Genomic DNA, 23,564 nt, shown 5'->3' with positions numbered 1-23,564 from the left:
AGCCGGCACCGTCCCCCATCGACACGAGGAGCAACCAATGGCCGACAAGAACCAGGGCATCATCGATCCCCCCATCGACGAGCTGCTGTCGAAGGTCGAGTCGAAGTACGCACTCGTCATCTTCGCCTCCAAGCGCGCGCGTCAGATCAACGACTACTACGCCGACCTGCACGAGGGCAGCCTGTTCGACAACGTCGGCCCCCTGGTCGACAGCTCCATCGACGACAAGCCCCTGTCGGTCGCGATGCACGAGATCAACGAGGACAAGCTCGAGGTGAAGCCGCTCGCCGTCCCCTCCGAGTAGCGGGGCGACACGACCAGCCCCTCTGACGGTGGTCGGTCCTATCATCTGACGAGGCCCCCGGGAGTCCATCCCGCGGGGCCTCATCGCGTCCCCACCCAGAACGACACCCAGAGGAACACCGTGACCCCGACCGACACGACGACCGGCCCCGCCCCGACGGCATCGACCTCCCTTCGACTCTTCACCTCCGAGTCGGTCACCGAGGGCCACCCCGACAAGATCTGCGACCAGATCTCGGACGGCATCCTCGACGCGCTGCTGGCTGTCGACCCCGCCAGCCGGGTCGCGGTCGAGACCATGGTCACGACGGGACTCGTGCACGTGGCCGGCGAGGTCACCACCAAGGGCTACGTCGACATCCCCACGATCGTGCGCGACCTCATCGTGGGCATCGGCTACGACTCGTCGGCCGTGAGCTTCGACGGCCGTACCTGCGGCGTCGAGGTGTCGATCGGGTCCCAGTCGCCCGACATCGCCCAGGGCGTCGACACCGCCCTCGAGGCGCGTGGCGGCGACGACGACCTGCTCAACCGCCAGGGTGCCGGCGACCAGGGCATCATGTTCGGCTACGCCACCAACGAGACCCCCCAGTTCATGCCGCTCCCCGTGTGGCTGGCCCACCGGCTCGCCGAGCGACTGGCGGCCGTGCGCAAGTCGGGCACCCTCGACTACCTCCGGCCCGACGGCAAGACGCAGGTGACGGTCGGCTACGACGGGGTCGTGCCCACGACCGTCGACACCGTCGTCCTGTCGACCCAGCACTCGCCTGCGGTCTCGAGCGCTCAGCTCGAGTCCGACGTCATCGAGCACGTCATCCGCCCCGTCCTCGACGAGGCAGGGTTCTCGTCCACGGACACCCGGTTCATCATCAACCCGACCGGCAGGTTCGAGATCGGCGGCCCGCAGGGCGACGCCGGACTCACCGGCCGCAAGATCATCGTCGACACCTACGGCGGGGCGAGCCGTCACGGTGGGGGCGCGTTCTCGGGCAAGGACCCCTCGAAGGTCGACCGGTCCGCCGCGTACGCCATGCGGTGGGTGGCCAAGAACGCCGTCGCCGCGGGCCTCGCCGACCGGCTCGAACTCCAGGTGGCCTACGCGATCGGGCGGGCCGCACCCGTCGGCCTCTACGTCGAGACCTTCGGCACCGGGCACGTCGGCGACGACGTCATCACGGCCGCCATCGAGAGCGTGTTCGACCTCCGCCCGGCGGCGATCATCCGCGACCTCGACCTGCTGAGGCCGATCTACGCGGCGACGTCGACCTACGGCCACTTCGGTCGCGACCTGCCCGACTTCACCTGGGAGGCGCTCGACCGCGTCGACGCCCTCCGGGCCGCCGCCGGGCTCTGACCGTGGCGGCGGTCGCCGACGTCCCCGTCGACAGCGTGCCGCGCGTCGTCCGGGTGATGGTCGAATCGCCGCTGCCGCAACTCGACCGGTTGTTCGACTACGCCGTGCCCGAGCGGCTGCGCGACCAGATCGCCCCGGGCATCCGCGTCAAGGTTCCGCTCCGCTCCGCCGGGCGCATCGCCGACGGCTTCGTCGTCGAGGTCGCGTCGTCGTCCGAGCACGGCGGCGACCTGTCCGAGATCGAGGACGTCGTGTCGACCGTGTCGGTCCTGGCACCCGAGGTGTGGCGCCTCGCGCGCGCCGTGGCCGACCGGGCCGGCGGATCGGCCAGCGACGTCGTGCGGCTCGCGATCCCACCGCGTCAGGTCCGGGTCGAGAAGGCCCACCTGGCCGCCGCCGACAACTCGTCCTCACCGGCCTCCGGCCCCACCGGCCCCACTGCCCCGACCGTGGCTCCCGTGGCACCCTCGACTCCCGACCACGACGCCGACGCCCACCCCGAACCCGTCCCGGTCGTCGTCGGCTATCGGTCGACCGACCTCGCCGGGCTCGTTGCGGCCCGCGGTCGCGCGGCGGTCGACGCCGTTCCGCTGCTGGTCGAACTGCCCGACGGGGCATGGGTGGGTCATTGGGCCCTCACGGCCGCCCAGCTCGCTGCGGTCGCCGTCGGCGCGGGCGACAACGCCGTGGTCGCCGTCCCCGACTACCGCGACGAAGAGCACGTCCTCCAGGCCCTCGCCGCCGTCCTCCCGCCCGACCGCGTCGTCCGGCTCGACTCCCGACAGTCGAACGCCGACCGCTACCGAGCGCTCCTCCGTGCCCGAGGCGACGAGCCCGTGGTCGTCGTCGGCAACCGGTCCGTCCTGCTCGCCCCCTCGGCCAGGCTCGGGGTCGTCGTGGTGTTCGACGACGGTGACCCGTCCTTCGGCGAGCCGCTCGCCCCGTACGTGCACGCCCGCGACACCGCGCTGCTCCGGCAGGCCCAACAAGACAGCGCCCTGGTGTTCCTCGGCCACTCCCGCAGCACCGACGTGCAGCGCCTGGTCGAGATCGGCTTCCTGGCCGAGGTGCGTCCCGATCCGCGCTACCAGCCCCGGGTCGTGCCGACCGTCCGTCAGGCCGCCACGGACGGATTCGCCGCGCAGGCCCGCATCCCCTCCTCGGCCTACGCCGAGGCGCGGGCCGCGGTCGAGCACGGACCGGTCCTGATCCAGGTGGCCTCGCCCGGCTACTCGCCACGCCTGGCCTGCGTCGACTGTGGCGACACGGCACGCTGCCTGCGCTGCAACGGCCCCCTCCAGCAACGCGAGCGAGGGGTGACCCCGGCCTGCGCCTGGTGTGGCGCCCTGGCCGTCTCGTGGCACTGCCGCACCTGCGAGGGAACGCGCATGCGGGCCGTCGGCACCGGCGCGTCGCGGACGGCCGACGAACTCGGCAAGGCGTTCCCCGGGGTGCGCGTCATCGTCTCGGACGGCGCGAGGGCCCTGACCCACGTCGACGCCGACCCGGCGATCGTCGTCGCGACCCGCGGGGCCGAGCCGATCGCCCCCGGCGGTTACCGAGCCGTGCTGCTGCTCGACGGTGAGCGCATGCTCGCCCGAGAGAGCCTCCGCGTCGCGGAGGACTGCCTCCGCTGGTGGGCCAACGCCACGGCCCTGGCCGCACGTCGCGCCCCGGTCGTGCTGGTCGGGGTGGGTGGCGCCATCGCCTCCGCCCTCGCGACGTGGGAGCTCGCCCGCTTCGTCTCCTCGGAGCTCGCCGACCGTCGCGTCCTGCGCTTCCCCCCGGCCGTCCGAGTGGCGACCGTGACCGGCACGGTCGACACCGTCGCGCGTGCGCTCGACGACCTTCCCGACGAAGTCCGTGCCGAGACCCTCGGCCCGGTGGACGTCGAGTCCGCCGGCGTCCGCGCCATCGTCCGCTTCGACTACTCGCGCGGTCACGACGTGGCGCTGGCCCTCCGCTCCCAGGTCATCCGGGCGGCCACGGACCGACGCAAGGCGCTCGGTCAGAAGCGTGCGCGGGCCGTCCCTACACTCAGAGTGCGGTTCGACGACGTCGAGCCGTTCGCCGACTGACCCGCCAGGAACCCCATGCGCCTCGTCTTCGCCGGCAGCCCCGCCGCTGCCGTGCCCTCGCTCACCGCCCTCGCCGACGGTCCTCACGAGATCGTCGCCGTGCTGACCCGCGACGACACCCCCCAGGGACGCAGACGCGTCCTGACCCCCACCCCCGTCGCCGTCGAGGCCGACCGCCTCGGTCTCCGCGTCGTCAAGGCCCGCCGCATCACGCCGGAGGTCACGGCCGAGCTCACGGGACTCGATCCCGACCTCGGCGTCGTCGTGGCCTACGGAGCCCTGCTCCGCGAGCCCCTCCTCGGCGCCCCCCGGCTCGGCTGGGTCAACCTGCACTTCTCCCTCCTTCCCGCCTGGCGCGGCGCCGCCCCCGTCCAGCGGTCGCTCATGGCGGGCGACGCCGTGTCGGGCGCCGCGGTGTTCCAGCTCGTCCCCGAGCTCGACGCGGGGGACGTCTACGGCACCCTCGAGCGCCTCCTCGACGGCACCGAGACCGCAGGCCAGCTCCTCGCCGAGCTCGCGCGTTCCGGTGCCGGCCTGCTGGTCGACGTCGTCGACCGCCTCGCCGACGGCACGGCCACGGCGACGCCCCAGACCGGCGCGGTCACGCTCGCCCCCAAGCTGACCCTCGCCGACGGCGTCCTCGACGCCTCGCGACCGGCGACCGAGGTGATCGCCCGTTTCCGAGGCGTCACGCCGGAGCCCGGCGCCCGCGTCGACCTCGACGGCTCGGGCCTCAAGATCACGGAGGCGCGGACGACGTCGACCGACGAGGCACCTCTCGAGGCCGGTCGCCTCGAGTCCCGGGGCCGCCGTGTGCTGCTGGGCACCGCCTCCTCGCCCGTCGAGCTGGTCCGGGTGCAACCGGCGGGCAAGAAAGAGATGTCGGCGGCCGACTGGTGGCGGGGGCTGCCCCGTGGGGTCGACCGTCGCGTGACCCCGCCCACCCCGCCCGTCCCGGCCGACATCGACATCACCACCGACACCGAGCCGAAGAGCACCTCATGAGCCGAGTCCAACCCGCCCGCCAGGTCGCCCTCGACGTCCTCCGGGCCGTCGAGCAGGACGACGCCTACGCCAACCTCCTGCTGCCGCAGCGCATCGTCCGGGCCCGTCTCGGAGCCCAGGACGCGGGGCTCGCGACCGAACTGACCTACGGCACCCTGCGCCTCCGGGGCTACTACGACCGCGTCATCGCGCTGGCCGCCCGTCGGGGCACCGACGCGATCGACCCGGCACTGCTGGACGTCCTCCGACTCGGCACGCACCAGCTCCTCTCGACGCGCGTGGCGGTCCACGCGGCCGTCGACGAGAGCGTCGAGCTCGCACGTCAGGTGGGCAGCCGATCGGGCACTGGATTCGTCAACGGCGTGCTGCGCACCATCTCACGGTCCACGCCCGACGAGTGGCGCGAGCGCGTCCTCGCCGACACGACCGGGGACGACGACCGTCTGGCCGCGGAGTGGTCGCACCCCGCCTGGGTGGTGCGGGCGTTCCGTCGTTCGCTGGCCGCCGAGGGGCGGGAGGGCGAGCTCGTCGATCTGCTGTCGGCCGACAACGACGCCCCGAAGGTCAGCCTCGTCGCCCTGCCGGGGCTCGCCGAGGTGTCCGAGCTCGGCGCCCCGAGCGGGCGCCTGTCGCCACTGGCGGCGACGAGTGGTGGGGGCGATCCGGCCCAGCAGACGGCCGTCCGCGAGGGGCGTGCCCGCGTGCAGGACGAAGGGTCGCAGCTCGCCGCGCTCCTCCTCAGTCGACACCGCCCCGCCACACCCGGAGAACGGTGGCTCGACATGTGCGCCGGACCCGGCGGCAAGGCCGCCCTGCTCGGTGCCGAGGCCGCTCGGGCGGGTGCCCACCTCGTCGCCAACGAGCTCGTCCCGGCACGGGCGGGGCTCGTCCGACAGGCGCTCGAGGCCGTCCCGGGCGACGTCGAGGTCCTCGAGGGTGACGCCACCCGTTTCGGGGCGGAACGGCCAGGAGGTTTCGACCGCATCCTGCTCGACGCGCCCTGCACCGGCCTCGGGGCCCTGCGGCGGCGACCCGAGGCCCGGTGGCGCAAGCAGCCGGCCGACGTCGGTCAGCTCACGGCCCTCCAGTCGCGCCTGTTCGCCAGCGCCCTGGACGCGCTGGCGCCCGGGGGGGTCCTGGCCTACGTGACCTGCTCCCCGCACACGGCCGAGACGCGCGGAGTCGTCGAGGCGGGCCTCCGAGGCCGCGACGACGATCTCGTCCTGCTCGACGCGACGGCCGGCGTCGAGCGCATCGCCGGCCGCGCCGTCGACCTGGCGTCGGCACCGTTCGTCCAGCTCTGGCCGCACCGTCACGGCACCGACGCCATGTTCGTCGCCCTGATCGAGAAACGTGCCGGACGGTAGGCTCGTCCCGTGTCGATCCGCATCAGCCCCAGCATCCTCTCGGCCGACTTCGCGAACCTCGAGCGCGACCTCGAGCGCATCTCGACCGCCGACCTCGTGCACGTCGACGTGATGGACGGCCACTTCGTGCCCAACCTCACCCTCGGACTCCCCGTCGTGCAGCGTCTCGGCGAGGTCAGCCCCGTACCGCTCGACCTGCACCTGATGATCGACGACGCCGACCGCTGGGCACCCCGCTACGCCGAGACGGGCGCCTTCTCGGTGACCTTCTCCGCCGAGGCGGCGTCCGATCCCGTCTCGACGGCGCAGGCCATCCGCAGCAACGGCTCCCGCGCCTCCGTCGCCGTGAAGCCGGGCACCGACCTCGAGCCCTACCTCCAGACCCTCGACGCGTACGACATGATCCTCGTCATGACGGTCGAGCCGGGCTTCGGCGGGCAGTCCTTCATGCCCGAGACGATGGCCAAGCTGGCCCGTGCCCGTGAGGCCGTGCGCGCCTCCGGGCTCGACGTGTGGCTCGAGGTCGACGGCGGCATCACGACCGAGACCATCGTCACGGCCGTCGAGAACGGTGCCGACACGGTGGTCGCCGGGTCCGCCGTCTACGGCGGGTCGCCCGTCGACAACATCGCTGCACTCCGGGCGGCCGCCGCGACGGTAGCCTTGACGTCGTGAAATCCTTCGACGACCTGTACCTCGAGCTCAGCGACAAGGCCCGCGACCGGCCCGAGGGGTCGGGCACCGTGGCCGAACTCGACGCCGGCGTGCACCAGATCGGCAAGAAGATCGTCGAAGAGGCCGCCGAGGTCTGGATGGCCGCCGAGTACGAGGGCGACGTCGCGACCGCCGAAGAGATCTCCCAGCTGCTCTACCACCTGCAGGTCATGATGATCGCCAAGGGCATCACCCCGGCCGACGTCTACCGACATCTCTGAGTCGGCCTCCGTCACCCCCGTTCGTCACGCCGCTCGCGCGGCGCCCCAGCAGACAGAGAACCCCATGCTCCGCGTCGCAGTGCCCAACAAGGGATCGCTCAGCGAGACCGCCTCCGCCATGCTCGCCGAGGCCGGCTACACCGGTCGCCGAGACCCCAAGACCCTCCACGTCGAGGACCCGCGCAACGGCGTCGAGTTCTTCTACCTCCGCCCGCGCGACATCGCGACCTACGTGGGGTCGGGCGCCCTCGACGTGGGCATCACGGGTCGCGACCTGCTGCTCGACTCGCACTCGCCCGCACACGAGGTCGCTCCCCTCGACTTCGGCGGCTCGACCTTCCGTTTCGCGGGCCCTCCCGGCCGTTTCGCCGACCTCCGCCAGCTGCAGGGCACCCGGGTCGCCACGAGCTACGCCGGTCTCGTCGGCTCGTTCCTCGAGAGCCACGGCGTCACCGCGACCCTCGTGCCGCTCGACGGAGCGGTCGAGAGCGCCGTGCAGCTGGGCGTCGCCGACGCCGTGGCCGACGTCGTGTCGACCGGTGCGACCCTGCGTGCGGCCGGGCTCGAGATCTTCGGGCCGGTCATCCTCGAGTCGACGGCCGTCCTCATCTCGTCCGACGCCGAGGTGGACGGTCTGGCGGTCCTCCACCGTCGCCTGCAGGGCGTCCTCGTGGCCCGGCAGTACGTCCTCATGGACTACGACGTCCCGGTCGACAAGCTGGACGCCGCGACCGCCGTCGCCGGCGGCATGGAGTCGCCCACCGTCTCCCCGCTGCACGACCGCGACTGGGCAGCCGTCCGCGTGATGGTCCCGCGGTCCGACACCAACCAGGTCATGGACGCCCTCTACGACCTCGGCGCCCGGGCGATCCTGGTCAGCCCGATCCACGCCGCGAGGCTGTAGCCGTGACCGCCGACGACGCGGTCGTCCCCGGCGCGGTCGCCGCCGACGCCTCCCTCGCCGTCCGGGTCATCCCGTGCCTCGACGTGGCCGCCGGCCGCGTGGTGAAGGGCGTCAACTTCCTCGACCTGCGCGACGCGGGCGACCCGGTCGAGCTGGCCCGCACGTACTACGAGCAGGGTGCCGACGAGATCACCTTCCTCGACGTCACCGCCACGGTCGACGAGCGGTCGACCACCTACGACGTCGTCCGAGCGACGGCCGAGCAGGTCTTCATCCCGCTGACGGTCGGGGGCGGCGTGCGCACCACCGACGACGTCGCCCGGCTGCAGGCGGCGGGGGCCGACAAGATCGGCGTGAACAGCGCCGCCATCGCGCGGCCCGACCTGATCGGCGAGATCGCCGACCGGTTCGGAGCCCAGGCGGTCGTCCTCTCGCTCGACGTCAAGCGTTCGAGCAGCACCCCCTCCGGCTTCGTCGTCACGACCCACGGCGGTCGCACCGAGACGACCCTCGACGCGCTCGCCTGGGCGCGTGAGGCCATCGAACGCGGGGCGGGTGAGTTGCTCGTCAACTCGATCGACGCCGACGGCACCAAGCAGGGCTTCGATCTCGAACTCGTCCGCGCCATTCGCGAGCTCAGCCGGGTGCCGGTTGTCGCGTCCGGAGGGGCAGGTCGGCTCGAGCACTTCGCCCCGGCCATCGAGGCGGGTGCCGACGCCGTGCTCGCGGCGTCGGTCTTCCACAACGGCGAACTCACCATCGGCCAGGTCAAGGACGAGCTGGCCCGGTCGGGGGCCGTCGTCCGCTGAGGCGGGCCGTCACCGCACCGGGCCGCAGCCGACCAGCCGACATCGCATCGCATCGCATCGCATCGCATCGAGGAGCACACCATGACCGACCAGCTGACGCGTGAGACGGTCGAGCCCGTCGTCGCCCGTGCCCGGTTCGACGCGTCGGGCCTGCTGCCCGCCATCATCCAACAAGAGGGCACGAAAGACGTGCTCATGATGGGGTGGATGGACGCCGAGGCGCTCCGCCGCACCCTCACCGAGGGGCGCGTCACCTTCTGGTCCCGCTCTCGAGAGGAGTACTGGCGCAAGGGCGACACGTCCGGTCACGCGCAGTTCGTCCGCGCCGCCGCCCTCGACTGTGACGACGACGTGCTGCTCGTCACGGTCGAACAGATCGGCGCCGCCTGCCACACGGGCTCGCACTCCTGTTTCGAGGTCGACCCGCTCGAGCCGGCCACCGCCTCCTCGTCCCTGCCGTCCGGCGACACCGACCCCACCGGAGGCCTCCGTGGCTGACGCCCCGATCCGCACCTCGACGACCCGGGCCCAGTTCGACGAGCGGCTGGCCGGGCACCGGGTCGTCCCGGTCGTCCGCGACCTGTTCGCCGACGGCGAGACGCCCGTGGGGGTGTACCGCAAGCTCGCCGACGGCAGGCCCGGCAGCTTCCTCCTCGAGTCGGCGGCCCAGGGAGGGATCTGGTCCCGGTGGTCCTTCGTCGGCGTCTCGTCGTTCGGCGTGCTCACGACCGACGACGGCGAGGCCCGCTGGATCGACTACGGCATCGACCGCGACCGGGCGCTGGGCGATGCCGTCGGCCGTCCCCTCGAGGTGCTCTCCGCCCTGCACCATCGGTGGGCGACCCCGCGCATCGACGGCATGCCGCCCCTCACCGGCGGCCTCGTCGGGTTCATCGGCTGGGAGGCCGTGCGCGAGCTCGAACACCTTCCCGACGCGCCGCCGGCCGAGTTCACGGTGCCCTCCCAGGCGCTCAGCTTCGTGTCCGAGCTCGTGGCCCTCGACCACCGCACGGGTGCCGTCCTGCTCGTCGCCACCGCGTTGAACGACGGAACCGACGAGCCCGACGTCCTGTGGGCCGACGCGCAGTCCCGACTCGACGACCTCCAATCCCGACTCGCGGCCCCGAGCGAGGCGTTCCTGTCCGACGTCGACCTGACGATCGAGGCCACGCCGACCCGGCGTTCGACCGACGACGAGTACGCGCACGCGATCCGGCGGTCGAAGCAGTTCATCCACGACGGCGACGTCTTCCAGGTCGTCGTCTCCCAGCGCTTCGACCACGAGGTCACGGCCGAGCCGCTCGACGTCTACCGGGTGCTGCGGACGCTCAACCCGAGCCCGTACATGTACCTGGTGACCCTCGACGACGTGCAGGGCCGGCCGTACACGATCGTGGGCTCGTCGCCCGAGGCGCTGGTCAAGGTCGACGGCCGGCGGGCCTACACGCATCCCATCGCCGGGTCGAAGCCCCGCGGAGCCTCGCCCGACGAGGACCAGCGCTTCGCCGACGAACTCGCCTCGGACGAGAAAGAACGCGCCGAGCACCTCATGCTGGTCGACCTCGCCCGCAACGACCTGCTCAAGGTGTGCACGCCGGGAACCGTCGAGGTCACCGAGTTCATGCAGGTCGAACGGTTCAGCCACATCATGCACCTCGTCTCGAGCGTCGAGGGCGACCTCGCTCCCGGCAAGGACGCCATCGACGCGTTCCGTGCCACCTTCCCGGCCGGCACATTGTCGGGTGCTCCCAAGCCCCGGGCCCTCGAGATCATCGACGAGCTCGAGCCCGCCCAGCGGGGCGTCTACGGGGGAGTGGTCGGCTACTTCGACTTCGCCGGCTCGGCCGACGTCGCGATCGCGATCCGCACCGTCCTGTTGCAGGACGGCGTGGCCCGCGTGCAGGCGGGTGCCGGTCTCGTCGCCGACAGCGACCCGGTCGCCGAGAACCAGGAGGCACGCAACAAGGCCGCGGCCCCCTTGCGTGCCGTCGCGGTCGCGAACGCCATGGCACGGCTCCGCTGATGCCCGCTCGTCGCCTGAAGCTCACGACGATCCTCGGGGGCATCCTGCTCGCGGGACTCGCCCTGCTGTCCTGGACGCAGGACTGGTTCCACGTCGTCGTCGCCTCCCCCCAGGGCGGAGACCTCCCGCTCGACGTCGCCGGTGACGTCGCCGGTGCGCCGTTGTCCGCCCTGTCGCTGGCCAGCCTGGCGCTCTTCGGGGCGCTCACGATCGCCGGCCGCGTCTTCCGCGTCGTCCTGGGGGTTCTCCAGGTGGCACTGGGCGTCAGCGTGGTCGTCACGACGTCGACCGCCCTGGCCGACCCCGTGCGCGCCTCGGGGAGCGCCGTGACGACCGCCACGGGCGTCGACGGCACCGACTCGATCCGGGCCATCGTCTCCTCGGTCGAGCCCACGGCCTGGCCCTGGCTCGGGCTCGTGGCCGGCGTCCTCGCTGCGCTCCTCGGAGTCGCCACCGTGCTCCTCGCGGGCGCCTGGCCCCAGGCCACCCGCAAGTACTCCGCCACGCGACTGGTCGCCACGGATCCCTCGGCCGATCCGGCGGCCGCCTGGGACGCGCTGTCGGGCGGCGACGATCCCACCGACGACCCGGCGCACCTCGACGGGGGCGGGTCGGGCCCCACCGAGCCGGGTCGTACCCGGTAGACTCAGCCCTCGTACCGACCTGATCCAAGGAGCACTGTGAGCACGAACACGACGAGCACCCCGTCCGGTGGCGACGCGCCCCTCGCGAACGCCCCCGCGAAGGTCGACTCCGGCTCGAAGGGCCGCGACACCGAGACGGCCGACGACCTCGGGCACGGCAACTCGCCCGCCGCCTGGACCGCCGTCGTCATCATGCTGGTCGGCTTCGCCATCGGCACGCTGGCCTTCTTCCTCGACGTCCCGTGGATCGTCTGGGCGTCGGCCGGCCTGGTCGTCGTCGGACTGATCGTCGGTCTCGTGCTCAAGAAGGCCGGTTACGGCGTCGGTGGTCACCGCTACGTGCCGAAGGCCCACAACTAGGTGCTCGACGACCTCTACGCGGGTGCCGTGGCCGACGCCGCAGCACGCCGCGAGTCCCTCCCGTTCGCCGCCGTCGAGGCAGCGGCGCTCTCTCGTGAGCCCGCACTCGACGCCCGCACCGCCCTCGCCCCCGGCGACCGTGTCAAGGTCATCGCCGAGGTGAAGCGCGCCAGCCCGTCACGGGGCCACCTCTCGACCATCGCCGACCCGGCGTCTCTGGCCCGCTCCTACGCGGCCGGGGGAGCGAGCGCGATCAGCGTCCTCACCGAGGGCCGGAAGTTCAAGGGCTCCCTCGCCGACCTCGAGGCCGTTCGCACCGCAGTCGACGTGCCCGTCCTCCGCAAGGACTTCATCGCCGACCCGTACCAGGTGTTCGAGGCCCGGGCGGCCGGTGCCGATCTCGTGCTGCTGATCGTCGCCGGGCTCGAACAGCCTCGCCTCCTCGAATTGCACGACCTCGTGAGGCAACTGGGCATGACCGCACTCATCGAGGCGCACTCCGCCGACGAGGTGTCGCGCGGCCTCGACGCCGGTGCCACCGTCCTCGGCGTCAACGCCCGCGACCTCACGACCTTCGAACTCGACAGGGACCTCTTCGGTCGCCTGTCGCACTCGATCCCGACGGGCGTCACCCGCGTCGCCGAGTCGGCGGTCTCGTCGCCCGACGACGTCGCCCACTACCGTCGCTCCGGTGCCGACGTCGTGCTCGTGGGCGAAGCCCTCGTGACCCACGGCGACCCCGCCGACGCCATCACCCGCTTCCTGGAGGTCTGACCATGGCACTGCGCGACGAGACAGGTCCGTATTTCGGTTCGTTCGGGGGTCGCTTCGTCCCCGAGTCCCTGGTGGCCGCCCTCGACGAGCTCGACGCGGCCTACAAGGCCGCGGCCGTCGACCCCGAGTTCGCCGCCGAGCTGACGGCTCTCCACGCCACCTACACGGGCCGGCCGTCGATCATCACCGAGGTTCCGAGGTTCGCCCAGCACGCCGGTGGTGCCCGCATCATCCTCAAGCGTGAAGACCTCAACCACACGGGGTCCCACAAGATCAACAACGTGCTCGGACAGGCGCTGCTGGCCCGAAAGCTCGGCAAGACTCGCCTGATCGCCGAGACCGGAGCCGGTCAGCACGGCGTCGCGACGGCCACCGCCGCCGCCCTCTTCGGCATGGAGTGCGTCGTGTACATGGGGCAGGTCGACACCGAGCGCCAGGCGCTCAACGTCGCGCGGATGCGCCTGCTCGGAGCCGAAGTCGTCTCGGTCACGACGGGCTCCCGCACCCTCAAGGACGCCATCAACGACGCCATGCGCGACTGGGTCTCCAGCGTCGACACCACGCACTACGTGCTGGGCACGGTCGCCGGTCCGCACCCGTTCCCGGCCATGGTGCGCGACTTCCACAAGATCATCGGCGAAGAGGCCCGCCAGCAGGTCCTCGACCTGACCGGAGCACTGCCCGACGCCGTGACGGCCTGCGTCGGCGGCGGCTCGAACGCCATGGGCATCTTCCACGCGTTCCTCGACGACCCCTCGGTGCGGTTGTTCGGCTTCGAGGCCGGCGGGGACGGCGTCGAGACGGGCCGTCACGCGGCGTCGATCACCCTCGGCCGCATCGGCAACCTCCAGGGCACCAAGTCGTACCTCATGCAGGACGAAGACGGTCAGACGCTCGAGAGCCACTCCATCTCCGCGGGCCTCGACTACCCGAGCGTCGGCCCGGAGCACGCCTGGTTGTCCGAGTCGGGCCGGGCCGAGTACCAGCCGATCACCGACGACGAGGCGATGCAGGCCTTCCGACTGCTCTCGCAGACCGAGGGCATCATGCCCGCGATCGAGTCGGCACACGCCCTGGCGGGCACGATCAAGCTCGGTCTGGAGCACCCCGACTGGACGATCCTGGTCTCGCTCAGCGGCCGTGGCGACAAGGACGTCTCGACCGCGAGCCGGTACTTCGGCGTCCTCGACGAGAAGGCACAGCAGCTGTGACCGCCGCAGTCCCCGCCGGGACGAGCAAGGTCGGCGACGCGATCCGGGCCCGGCGAGACGCCGGGAGCGGCGCCGTCGTCGGATACCTGCCGGTCGGGTTCCCCGATCTCGACACCAGCATCGAGGCCGCGGTGGCGATGGCCGAGAACGGCATCGACGTCATCGAACTCGGCATCCCGTACTCCGACCCCGTGATGGACGGCCCGGTCATCCAGGCAGCCACACAGCGGTCCCTCGCCGAGGGGTTCCGCGTGCGCGACGTCTTCACGGCGATCCGTGAGATCACCTCCCGCGTCGACGCCCCGGTCATCCCGATGACCTACTGGAACCCGGTCGAGCAGTACGGCGTCCAGCGGTTCGCCGACGACCTCGCGGCCGCGGGCGGTGCCGGGCTCATCACCCCCGACCTCATCCCCGACGAGGCCGACGCGTGGATGTCCGCGGCCGAGGCCGCCGACCTCGACCGGGTGTTCCTGGCCGCTCCGTCGTCCAGCGACTCGCGCCTCCGGCAGGCCGTGGCCAGTAGTCGCGGCTTCGTCTACACCGTCTCGACGATGGGCATCACAGGAGCCCGAACCGACGTCGACGCGGCGGCGAGCACCCTCGTCGCCCGACTCCGCGAGGTGGGCGTCGAGAACGCCTGCGTCGGTCTCGGCATCTCCACGGCCCAGCAGGTCCGCGAGGTGCTCGACTACGCCGACGGTGCCATCATCGGTTCGGCCTTCGTCCGTGCCCTCGCCGACGGCGGGGTCGAACGCCTCGCCGAGGTCTCCGCCGACCTGTCGTCCGGCGCGGCCCCCTCCGCCTCCTGACCCCCTCGGGTCCGACGCCCTCGCGCTAGAGTCGTCACCCGTCGGGTGACCGACGCTCCGCACCCCCTCCGAAAGGCATCACGCCCGTGTTCGTTCCCTTGAGCATCCCGAGCCCGTCGGCCGCCTGGCAGTACTTCGACGTCACCGCCTGGTTGAACTCGACCTTCGGGGCGTCGTTGCCCGGCTCGCTGCGGATACACGCCTACGCGATCTGCATCCTCGTCGGCATCGTCGCAGCGGTGGTCATCACGAACCACCGTCTGAACCGGCAGGGGGCGGAGAAGGGCATCGTCATCGACGTGGCCATCTGGGCCGTGGTGTTCGGCATCGCGGGGGGACGCCTGTTCCACGTCATCACCCACCCGGCGGACTACTTCTCCTCGCCCGACCAGTACATCCACGTCCTCTTCGTGTGGGAGGGCGGCCTCGCCATCTACGGCGCCCTGCTGTTGGGTGCCGTCGGCGTCTGGCTCGGTTGCCGCTTCACCGGTCTCCGGTTCACGGTCTTCGCCGACGCCCTCGCCCCCGGCCTGCTCGTCGCGCAGGCCTTCGGACGCCTCGGCAACTGGTTCAACCACGAGCTCTTCGGCATGCCGACCGACCTGCCCTGGGGCCTCGAGATCGAGTCCACGAACGCCGCCTACCCCACCGGCCTGCCCGAGGGCACGCTCTTCCACCCGACCTTCCTCTACGAGATCGTCTGGATGCTCGCCGGCGTCGCGATCCTCGTGCTCCTCGAGAAGAAGGCCCCCATGCAGTGGGGTCGGTCGTTGGCCTTCTACCTGGTCTGGTACGGCATCGGACGGGCCTGGTTCGAGTCGATCCGCACCGATCCCAGCCTGCTCTTCTTCGGCATCCGCACCAACGTCTGGATGAGCTTCTTCGCCATCGTCCTCGGGATCGTCCTCTTCGTCCTCGCCTCCCGCCGCCACACCGGCACGGTCCCCGGCCCCTACGTGCCCGGCCGTGCGCCGAGCGAGCGGGCGGCTGCTGTAGACTCTGACGGCACGTACACGGAGAACGACGAACCCGAGTTGGTCACCGTCGGCGCATCGGACGACAACACCGATCGCTCACCGCGTCCCTAGGTCGTCCACTCCACGACGACCGCGGGCCCGGCGCCCCACCGTCGTGGCGCCCGATCCCCTCCACCCCATCCCGGTGCGAACGATCCGCCCGCGACACGGTCCCGTGCACGCACCCGCGCCTCGTAAGATCGAGCGCAGTCGGCCCCTCCCGCCGGCGTGCACGCCCACGGTCGCCACGAGCCGACCTCTCCCGCCGAGTCGGGGCCGCCCACAGAAGCCGGCCCCGTCAGGCACCTCGGGCCGACGTCGTCCCGCCCCCTGTCGGATCTCTTCGTGAGGACGGATTCCATGGCTCTCACGCCAGCACACCAGCAGTTCAGCACGGTCCCCGAGGCCAGCGGCCTCTACGACCCGCGCAACGAGAAGGACGCCTGTGGCCTCGCCATGGTGGCGACCCTCCGTGGAACCCCCGGTCACGACATCGTCGACACCGCCCTGCGGGCCCTCCGGAACCTCGAGCACCGAGGTGCCGTGGGTTCCGACGCCGGCACCGGGGACGGTGCGGGCATCCTCTGCCAGGTGCCCGACGAGTTCCTGCGCCACGAGGTCGACTTCGACCTGCCGCCGGCCGGCCAGTACGCGGTGGGCATCGCCTACCTGCCCCTCGACGAGCAGGAGCGCTCCGAGCTGAAGACGGGCATCGAGCGCATCGCCGACCTCGAGCACCTCGACGTCCTCGGCTGGCGCGAGGTCCCCGTGCGCCCCGAAGAACTCGGCACGTTGGCGCGCAACGCGATGCCCGCCTTCGAGCAGCTCTTCGTCGCCAGCAGGCACCACGACGCCGACGGCGTCCCGCTCGCCGGCGTCGCGCTCGACCGCCAGGCGTTCCGGCTGCGCAAGCGTGCCGAGCGCAAACTCTCGGCCTACTTCACCTCTCTGGGCAGCCGGACCATGGTCTACAAGGGCATGGTCACCACACTTCAGCTCGAGCCGTTCTACCCCGACCTGAGCGACGAGCGCTTTGCCTCGAAACTCGCGATCGTGCACTCGCGCTACTCGACGAACACGTTCCCGTCGTGGCCGCTGGCACAGCCGTTCCGCATGATCGCCCACAACGGCGAGATCAACACGGTCCGGGGCAACCGCAACTGGATGCGTGCCCGGCAGTCCCAGCTCGAGAACGAGCTCATCGGCGACCTGAAGCCCATCCTCCCCATCGTCAGCCCCGGGGCGAGCGACTCGGCGTCGTTCGACGAGGTCGTCGAGTTGCTCAGCCTGACCGGCCGGTCCCTGCCGCACGCGGTCATGATGATGGTCCCCGAGGCGTGGGAGAACCAGGTCGACATCGACCCCACCCTGCGCGACTTCTACGAGTACCACTCGATGCTCATGGAGGCGTGGGACGGCCCCGCGGCCATCACGTTCACCGACGGCACGCACGTCGGCGCCACCCTCGACCGCAACGGCCTGCGGCCGGGCCGCTACCTCGTCACCGACGACGGCCTCGTGGTCCTCGCGAGCGAGATCGGCGTCATCGACGTCGACCCCGCCAAGGTGGTCCGCAAGGGACGGCTCCGCCCCGGCAAGATGTTCCTGGTCGACACCGAGGCCGGCCGCATCATCGAGGACGACGAGATCAAACGCGACCTCGCCACGGCCGCGCCCTACGGCGAGTGGCTCGCCGAGGGGCGCATCCACCTCTCGGAGCTGCCCGAACGCGAGCACATCGTGCACACCCCGGCGTCGGTCACCCGCCGTCAGCGCACCTTCGGGTACACCGAAGAAGAGGTCCGCATCCTGTTGACGCCGATGGCGAAGACCGGCGCGGAGCCCCTGGGTGCCATGGGAAGCGACACGCCGATCGCCGTCCTGTCCGAGCGCCCGCGCCTCCTGTTCGACTACTTCACGCAGCAGTTCGCCCAGGTGACGAACCCGCCGCTCGACTCCATCCGCGAGTCGGTGGTCACGTCGCTCAAGCTGGGTCTCGGTCCCGAGCGCAACCTGCTCGCTGCGACCCCCGAGCACGCCCGCCAGGTGATCCTGGACTTCCCGGTCATCGACAACGACGAGCTCGCCAAGATCCAGCACATCGACCCGAGCCCCGGGTCCCGCAAGACGTCGACCATCCGCGGGTTGTACCGCGCCGACAAGGGCCCGCGGGCACTCGAGAAGCGCATCGCCGCCATGTGCAACGAGGTGGACGACGCGATCGAGGCCGGTGCCGAGTTCATCGTCCTCTCCGACCGCGACTCGAACGCCGACTTCGCCCCGGTGCCGTCGCTGCTCATGATCGCTGCGGTGCACCACCACCTGATCCGCACCGAGAACCGCATGAAGGTCGGCCTGATCGTCGAGGCCGGTGACGTGCGCGAGGTGCACCACGTGGCCACGCTGATCGGCTACGGCGCGTCCGCGGTCAACCCGTACCTCGCGATGGAGACCTGCGAGAACCTCGTGAGGGCCGGGATGATCACCGGGCTGAGCCCCGAGGACGCCGTGCACAACCTGATCAAGGCTCTCGGTAAGGGCGTGCTCAAGATCATGTCGAAGATGGGCATCTCGACGGTGTCGAGCTACGCCGCGGCGCAGGCCTTCGAGGCCGTGGGCCTCAGCCAGGAGTTCGTCGACACGTACTTTACCGGTACCTCGTCGATGCTCGGAGGCGTGGGGATCGACGTCATCGCGGCCGAGAACAAGCAGCGACACACGAGCGCCTACCCCAGCGACGGCTCCGTCATCGCGCACGAGCGGCTGGCCACCGGCGGCGAGTACCAGTGGCGCCGCGAGGGTCCCCGGCACCTCTTCAACCCCGACACCGTGTTCCGGCTGCAGCACGCCACGCGCACCCGCCGCTACGACATCTTCCGCGAGTACACCAAGCTCGTCGACGACCAGGCCGAGCAGCTGATGACGCTGCGCGGGCTGTTCCGGCTCAAGCACGGCGTCCGCCCGGCCGTCCCGCTCGACGAGGTCGAGCCCATCGAGTCGATCGTGAAGCGGTTCTCGACGGGGGCGATGAGCTACGGCTCGATCTCGCAGGAGGCGCACGAGACCCTCGCCATCGCGATGAACCGCCTCGGCGGCAAATCCAACACCGGCGAGGGCGGAGAGGACGTCGACCGCCTCCTCGACCCGGAGCGCCGCAGCGCCGTGAAACAGGTGGCCTCCGGGCGCTTCGGGGTCACCAGCATGTACCTGACGCACGCCACCGACATCCAGCTCAAGATGGCCCAGGGCGCCAAGCCGGGCGAGGGCGGTCAGCTCCCGCCGACGAAGGTCTACCCCTGGGTGGCACGAACGCGTCACGCGACGGCCGGCGTCGGTCTCATCTCGCCGCCGCCGCACCACGACATCTACTCGATCGAGGACCTCAAGCAGCTGATCTTCGACGTCAAGCGCGCCAACCCCAAGGCCCGCGTCCACGTCAAGCTCGTGAGCCAGTCCGGCATCGGCGCGGTCGCGGCAGGGGTCACGAAGGCCCTGGCCGACGTCGTGCTCGTGTCCGGCCACGACGGGGGCACCGGCGCGAGCCCGCTGAACTCGCTCAAGCACGCGGGCACGCCCTGGGAGATCGGCCTCGCCGAGACCCAGCAGACCCTCATGTTGAACGGGATGCGCGAGCGTGTCGTCGTCCAGGTCGACGGTCAGATGAAGACCGGCCGCGACGTCCTCATCGCCGCCCTGCTCGGCGGCGAGGAGTTCGGCTTCGCCACGGCGCCGTTGATCGTCGAGGGCTGCATCATGATGAGGGTCTGCCACCTCGACACCTGCCCGGTCGGTGTGGCGACCCAGAACCCCGAGCTCCGTGCCCGCTTCTCCGGCAAGCCGGAGTTCGTCGTCAACTTCTTCGAGTTCCTCGCACAGGAGGTGCGCGAGTACCTCGCCGCGCTGGGCTTCCGCAGTCTCGACGAGGCCATCGGCCGGACGGACGTCCTCGACGTCGACCGCGCCGTCGACCACTGGAAGGCCTCGGGTCTCGACCTCGCCCCGGTGCTGGTCGGTCCGACGTTCTCCGACGACGAGCCCCGACGCAACCGCACCTCGCAGGACCACGGCCTCGACGAGCACTTCGACGTGCAGCTGATCGAGCGCAGTGCCGACGTGCTGGAGAACGGTGGGCACGTCGAGATCACGCTCCCGATCCGCAACACCGAGCGGGCGGTCGGCACCATGCTCGGGCACGAGGTCACCCTGCGACACGGTGAGCACGGCCTGCCCGACGGCAGCATCGAGATCAACCTCAGTGGTTCGGCCGGTCAGTCGCTCGGTGCGTTCCTGCCCGCCGGCATCACCCTGCGCCTCGAGGGCGACAGCAACGACTACGTGGGCAAGGGCCTCTCCGGCGGCAACGTCGTGGTGCGTCCGCCCCGCGGCAGCGCCTTCGCCGCCGAGGAGAACGTCATCGCCGGCAACGTCATCGGCTACGGCGCGACCCAGGGCAGCATGTTCCTGCGGGGCATCGTGGGGGAGCGCTTCCTGGTCCGCAACTCGGGGGCCAGCGCGGTCGCGGAGGGCGTGGGCGACCACGCGCTCGAGTACATGACGGGCGGTCTCGCCGTCATCCTCGGCGACACGGGCCGCAACCTCGGAGCAGGCATGTCCGGAGGGACGGCCTACGTGCACCGGCTCAAGCCCGAACGGGTCAACGCCGAGGCGCTCGCTTCGGGTGAACTCGAACTCCACCCCCTCGGCAGCGCCGACGTCGAGATCCTGACCGACCTGTTGCGCCGGCACCTCGCCGAGACCGGGTCACCCGTGGCGGAGCACATGCTCGACGACCTCGACGCCACGGTGGCCGAGTTCGTGAAGGTGCTGCCCCGCGACTACGCCGCCGTCCTCGCCACCCGGCAGACGGCCGTCGACGAGGGTCTCGACCCCGATGGCGACGAAGCATGGAAGAGAATCCTGGAGGTGACCGGTGGCTGACCCCAAAGGCTTCCTGAAGACGCAGACCCGCGAGCTGCCCAAGCGCCGACCCGTGTCGGTCCGGCTCATGGACTGGAAAGAGGTCTACGAGCAGCAGGAGAGCGGCGAGCTCCGACGTCAGGCGGGCCGTTGCATGGACTGCGGCGTCCCGTTCTGCCACCAGGGCTGCCCGCTCGGCAACCTGATCCCCGAGTGGAACGACCTCATGTGGCGTGGAGAGGGCCGTCAGGCCGTCGAGCGCCTGCACGCGACCAACAACTTCCCGGAGTTCACCGGTCGTCTCTGCCCCGCGCCGTGCGAGTCCTCCTGCGTCCTGGGCATCAACCAGCCCCCGGTGACGATCAAGCAGGTCGAGGTCTCGATTATCGACCAGGCGTTCGCCAACGGATGGGTCACCCCGCACCCGCCCGAGCGCCTGACGGGCAAGACGGTCGCCGTCGTCGGTTCCGGCCCCGCCGGGCTGGCCGCCGCCCAGCAGCTCACGCGTGCCGGCCACACGGTCGCCGTCTACGAGCGCGAGGACCGCATCGGTGGCCTGCTGCGTTACGGCATCCCCGACTTCAAGATGGAGAAGAAGCAGATCGAGCAGCGCATCGCCCAGATGCAGGCCGAGGGCACGCGTTTCCGCGCCCGGGTCGAGATCGGTCGGGACATCGCCTGGGACGACCTCCGGGCCCGCTACGACGCCGTGGTCGTCGCGACGGGCGCGACGGTTCCCCGTGATCTGCCGATCCCGGGACGCGACCTGTCCGGCATCCACTTCGCCATGGACTACCTCGTGCAGCAGAACAGGGCCGGAGCGGGCGACACGGTGGCCGACCAGATCACGGCCGAGGGCAAGCACGTCGTCGTGCTGGGCGGCGGCGACACCGGTGCGGACTGCATCGGTACCGCCCACCGGCAGGGTGCCCTCTCGGTGACCAACCTCGCGATCGGCCAGCAGCCCCCGGAAGAACGCCCCGAGGCACAGCCGTGGCCGATGTTCCCCACGCTGTTCGAGGTGTCGAGCGCCCACGAAGAAGGCGGCGAGCGGGTCTACCTCGCGTCGACGGTCGAGTTCCTGACCAACGAGGTCGGCGAGGTGCGGGCCATCCGCGTCGCCGAGACCGAGTACGTCGACGGGCGACGGGTCCCCAAGGCGGGCACCGAGCGCGAGGTCCCCGCCGACCTCGTCCTGCTCGCCCTCGGCTTCACGGGACCCGAGCGCGACACCATCGAGGAGCAGCTGCGGCTCACCTTCGACGGTGGCGGCTCCCTCGAGCGCGGTGCCACCTACGAGACGGGCGAACCCGGCGTCTTCGTGACCGGCGACGCCGGGCGCGGTCAGTCGCTCATCGTCTGGGCGATCGCCGAGGGCCGCGCCACGGCCTCCGCCGTCGACGCCTACCTCGAGGGCCAGACCGTGCTGCCCTTCCCGGTGAAGCCCACCGATCGGTCCATCTCGGTCTGATCCGGCCATCCGACGGGAATAGGGTGGGAGTCGGGCTGTAGTCGTCCCACCCCCTTTCCCCCCACACGAACGGAACACATGAGACGCGCAAAGATCGTCGCCACCCTCGGGCCGGCGACGTCGAGCTACGACGACATCCGGGCGATCATCGACGCCGGCGTCGACGTCGCCCGCATGAACCTCAGCCACGGCAGCTACGACGTCCACGAAGGCGTCTACGCGAACGTCCGCCAGGCGTCGGCCGACTCGGGCCGCGCCGTCGCGGTCCTCGTCGACCTGCAGGGCCCCAAGATCCGCCTCGGCAAGTTCGCCGACGGTCCGCACGACCTCGAGGTCGGCGACGTGTTCAAGATCACCACGGACGACATCCTGGGTTCCAAGGAGATCTGCGGCACGACGTTCAAGGGCCTCCCCGACGACGTCACGGCGGGAGACCCGCTCCTGATCGACGACGGCCGCGTCAAGCTCCGCGTCCTCGAGACCGACGGCACCGTCGTCACGACCGAGGTCGTCGTCGCCGGCACGGTGTCGAACAACAAGGGCATCAACCTCCCCGGCGTGGCGGTCAACGTGCCCGCCCTCTCCGACAAGGACGAGGCCGACCTCCGCTGGGGTCTCCGACTCGGCGCCGACCTGATCGCCCTGTCGTTCGTGCGCGACGCGGACGACGTCGTGCGCGTGCACGAGATCATGGCCGAAGAGGGCCGCAAGGTCCCCGTCTACGCGAAGATCGAGAAGCCCCAGGCCGTCGACAACCTCGAGGCCATCATCGACGCGTTCGACGGCATCATGGTCGCCCGTGGCGACCTGGGCGTCGAGTTGCCCCTCGAGGCCGTGCCCATCGTGCAGAAGCACGCGGTCGAGCTCTCGCGTCGCATGGCGAAGCCGGTCATCGTCGCCACCCAGATGCTCGAGTCCATGATCTCGAGCCCGATCCCGACCCGCGCCGAGACCTCGGACGTCGCCAACGCCGTCCTCGACGGCACCGACGCGGTCATGCTCTCGGGCGAGACGAGCGTCGGCGAGTACCCGGTCATCACGGTGCAGACCATGGCGCGCATCGTGGCCTCCACCGAAGAGCACGGGCTCGAGCGCATCCCTCCGCTCGGCACGCGTCCGCGCACGCAGGGCGGCGCCATCACCCTGGCAGCGGCCGACGTCGCCGACTTCGTCCAGGCGAAGTTCCTCTGCGTCTTCACCGAATCGGGTGACTCGGTGCGTCGCATGTCGCGCCTGCGTCACTCGATCCCCATCCTGGCCTTCACACCCAACGAGGCGATCCGACGCCGCATGGCGATCAGCTGGGGCGTCCAGTCCTACCTGGTCGAGACCGTCACGCACACCGACGCCATGTTCGCGCAGGTGGACGACATCCTGCTCGGCAACGACCTCGCCGAATCGGGCGACAAGGTCATCGTGATCGCCGGGTCCCCTCCCGGGATCGCGGGCTCGACGAACGATCTCCGGGTGCACCGCGTGGGTGACGCCCACGGGGAGGCCGCTCCGGCCTACGCGTCGCAGCCCTGACGCACCGCGACACCCCTGGCGAAGCCGGGGCGATCCCCTCGGATCGCCCCGGCT

General features: G+C 71.1%; 19 protein-coding genes and 1 pseudogene. All 20 read left to right on the top strand.

Features of this window, described 5'->3' with window-relative positions; genetic code table 11:
- Positions 1-37 precede the first annotated feature (37 nt).
- On the top strand, positions 38-304 hold the full coding sequence (rpoZ, locus tag EDF21_RS01745) for a DNA-directed RNA polymerase subunit omega (protein ID WP_056045308.1): 267 nt from the start codon (positions 38-40) through the stop codon (positions 302-304).
- Positions 305-424: 120 nt separating this feature from the next.
- Positions 425-1,657, top strand: a complete 1,233-nt coding sequence (gene metK, locus EDF21_RS01740) for a methionine adenosyltransferase (protein ID WP_123570092.1) — start codon at positions 425-427, stop codon at positions 1,655-1,657.
- Positions 1,658-1,659: 2 nt separating this feature from the next.
- Positions 1,660-3,735, top strand: coding sequence for a primosomal protein N' (locus EDF21_RS01735; RefSeq protein ID WP_233568324.1), 2,076 nt, complete (start codon positions 1,660-1,662; stop codon positions 3,733-3,735).
- A 15-nt stretch (positions 3,736-3,750) separates the two neighbouring features.
- A complete protein-coding gene (fmt, locus tag EDF21_RS01730) occupies positions 3,751-4,740 on the top strand; it encodes a methionyl-tRNA formyltransferase (RefSeq protein ID WP_123570091.1) in 990 nt (329 codons plus the stop codon).
- The gene (locus tag EDF21_RS01725) at positions 4,737-6,107 is read left to right on the top strand and encodes an RsmB/NOP family class I SAM-dependent RNA methyltransferase (RefSeq protein WP_123570090.1); all 1,371 of its coding nucleotides are present in this window, start codon (positions 4,737-4,739) and stop codon (positions 6,105-6,107) included. Before fmt ends, EDF21_RS01725 begins: the two co-directional genes overlap by 4 nt.
- A 9-nt stretch (positions 6,108-6,116) precedes the next feature.
- Complete coding sequence (gene rpe / locus EDF21_RS01720) at positions 6,117-6,782, top strand: ribulose-phosphate 3-epimerase (RefSeq protein ID WP_056045300.1); 666 nt, start codon at positions 6,117-6,119, stop codon at positions 6,780-6,782.
- On the top strand, positions 6,779-7,042 hold the full coding sequence (locus EDF21_RS01715) for a phosphoribosyl-ATP diphosphatase (RefSeq protein WP_043592769.1): 264 nt from the start codon (positions 6,779-6,781) through the stop codon (positions 7,040-7,042). The genes rpe and EDF21_RS01715 overlap by 4 nt, the downstream gene beginning before the upstream one ends.
- Positions 7,043-7,106: 64 nt before the next feature.
- On the top strand, positions 7,107-7,946 hold the full coding sequence (hisG, locus tag EDF21_RS01710; protein WP_123570089.1) for an ATP phosphoribosyltransferase: 840 nt from the start codon (positions 7,107-7,109) through the stop codon (positions 7,944-7,946).
- A gap of 2 nt (positions 7,947-7,948) precedes the next feature.
- A complete protein-coding gene (gene hisF / locus EDF21_RS01705) occupies positions 7,949-8,755 on the top strand; it encodes an imidazole glycerol phosphate synthase subunit HisF (protein WP_123570088.1) in 807 nt (268 codons plus the stop codon).
- 81 nt (positions 8,756-8,836) lie between these two features.
- Positions 8,837-9,253, top strand: a complete 417-nt coding sequence (hisI, locus tag EDF21_RS01700; protein WP_123570087.1) for a phosphoribosyl-AMP cyclohydrolase — start codon at positions 8,837-8,839, stop codon at positions 9,251-9,253.
- Entirely contained in the window at positions 9,246-10,778 is a 1,533-nt protein-coding gene (locus EDF21_RS01695) for an anthranilate synthase component I (RefSeq protein ID WP_369794370.1), read from the top strand. Before hisI ends, EDF21_RS01695 begins: the two co-directional genes overlap by 8 nt.
- Complete coding sequence (locus EDF21_RS01690) at positions 10,778-11,422, top strand: Trp biosynthesis-associated membrane protein (protein WP_123570086.1); 645 nt, start codon at positions 10,778-10,780, stop codon at positions 11,420-11,422. Before EDF21_RS01695 ends, EDF21_RS01690 begins: the two co-directional genes overlap by 1 nt.
- Before the next feature lie 144 nt (positions 11,423-11,566).
- Positions 11,567-11,782 (top strand): annotated as a pseudogene (locus tag EDF21_RS01685) (DUF6704 family protein); the annotation flags it as partial.
- Complete coding sequence (gene trpC, locus EDF21_RS01680; protein WP_123570085.1) at positions 11,783-12,556, top strand: indole-3-glycerol phosphate synthase TrpC; 774 nt, start codon at positions 11,783-11,785, stop codon at positions 12,554-12,556.
- A 2-nt stretch (positions 12,557-12,558) separates the two neighbouring features.
- Complete coding sequence (gene trpB / locus EDF21_RS01675; RefSeq protein WP_056045283.1) at positions 12,559-13,767, top strand: tryptophan synthase subunit beta; 1,209 nt, start codon at positions 12,559-12,561, stop codon at positions 13,765-13,767.
- Positions 13,764-14,579 (top strand): tryptophan synthase subunit alpha, encoded by an 816-nt coding sequence (gene trpA, locus EDF21_RS01670; RefSeq protein ID WP_056045280.1) that lies wholly within the window; start codon positions 13,764-13,766, stop codon positions 14,577-14,579. Before trpB ends, trpA begins: the two co-directional genes overlap by 4 nt.
- Positions 14,580-14,665: 86 nt before the next feature.
- Complete coding sequence (gene lgt, locus EDF21_RS01665) at positions 14,666-15,667, top strand: prolipoprotein diacylglyceryl transferase (protein WP_233568323.1); 1,002 nt, start codon at positions 14,666-14,668, stop codon at positions 15,665-15,667.
- A 288-nt stretch (positions 15,668-15,955) separates the two neighbouring features.
- Complete coding sequence (gltB, locus tag EDF21_RS01660; protein WP_056045274.1) at positions 15,956-20,533, top strand: glutamate synthase large subunit; 4,578 nt, start codon at positions 15,956-15,958, stop codon at positions 20,531-20,533.
- Complete coding sequence (locus EDF21_RS01655; protein WP_123570084.1) at positions 20,526-21,983, top strand: glutamate synthase subunit beta; 1,458 nt, start codon at positions 20,526-20,528, stop codon at positions 21,981-21,983. Before gltB ends, EDF21_RS01655 begins: the two co-directional genes overlap by 8 nt.
- 78 nt (positions 21,984-22,061) lie before the next feature.
- Positions 22,062-23,510, top strand: coding sequence for a pyruvate kinase (gene pyk / locus EDF21_RS01650; protein ID WP_056045267.1), 1,449 nt, complete (start codon positions 22,062-22,064; stop codon positions 23,508-23,510).
- The last annotated feature ends 54 nt before the right edge of the window (positions 23,511-23,564 follow it).

The organism is Frigoribacterium sp. PhB118 (genome assembly GCF_003751725.1).
Lineage (GTDB): Bacteria > Actinomycetota > Actinomycetes > Actinomycetales > Microbacteriaceae > Frigoribacterium.
The sequence above is the reverse complement of the archived record's forward strand: the minus strand, read 5'-3'. Positions and strand labels throughout refer to the sequence as shown.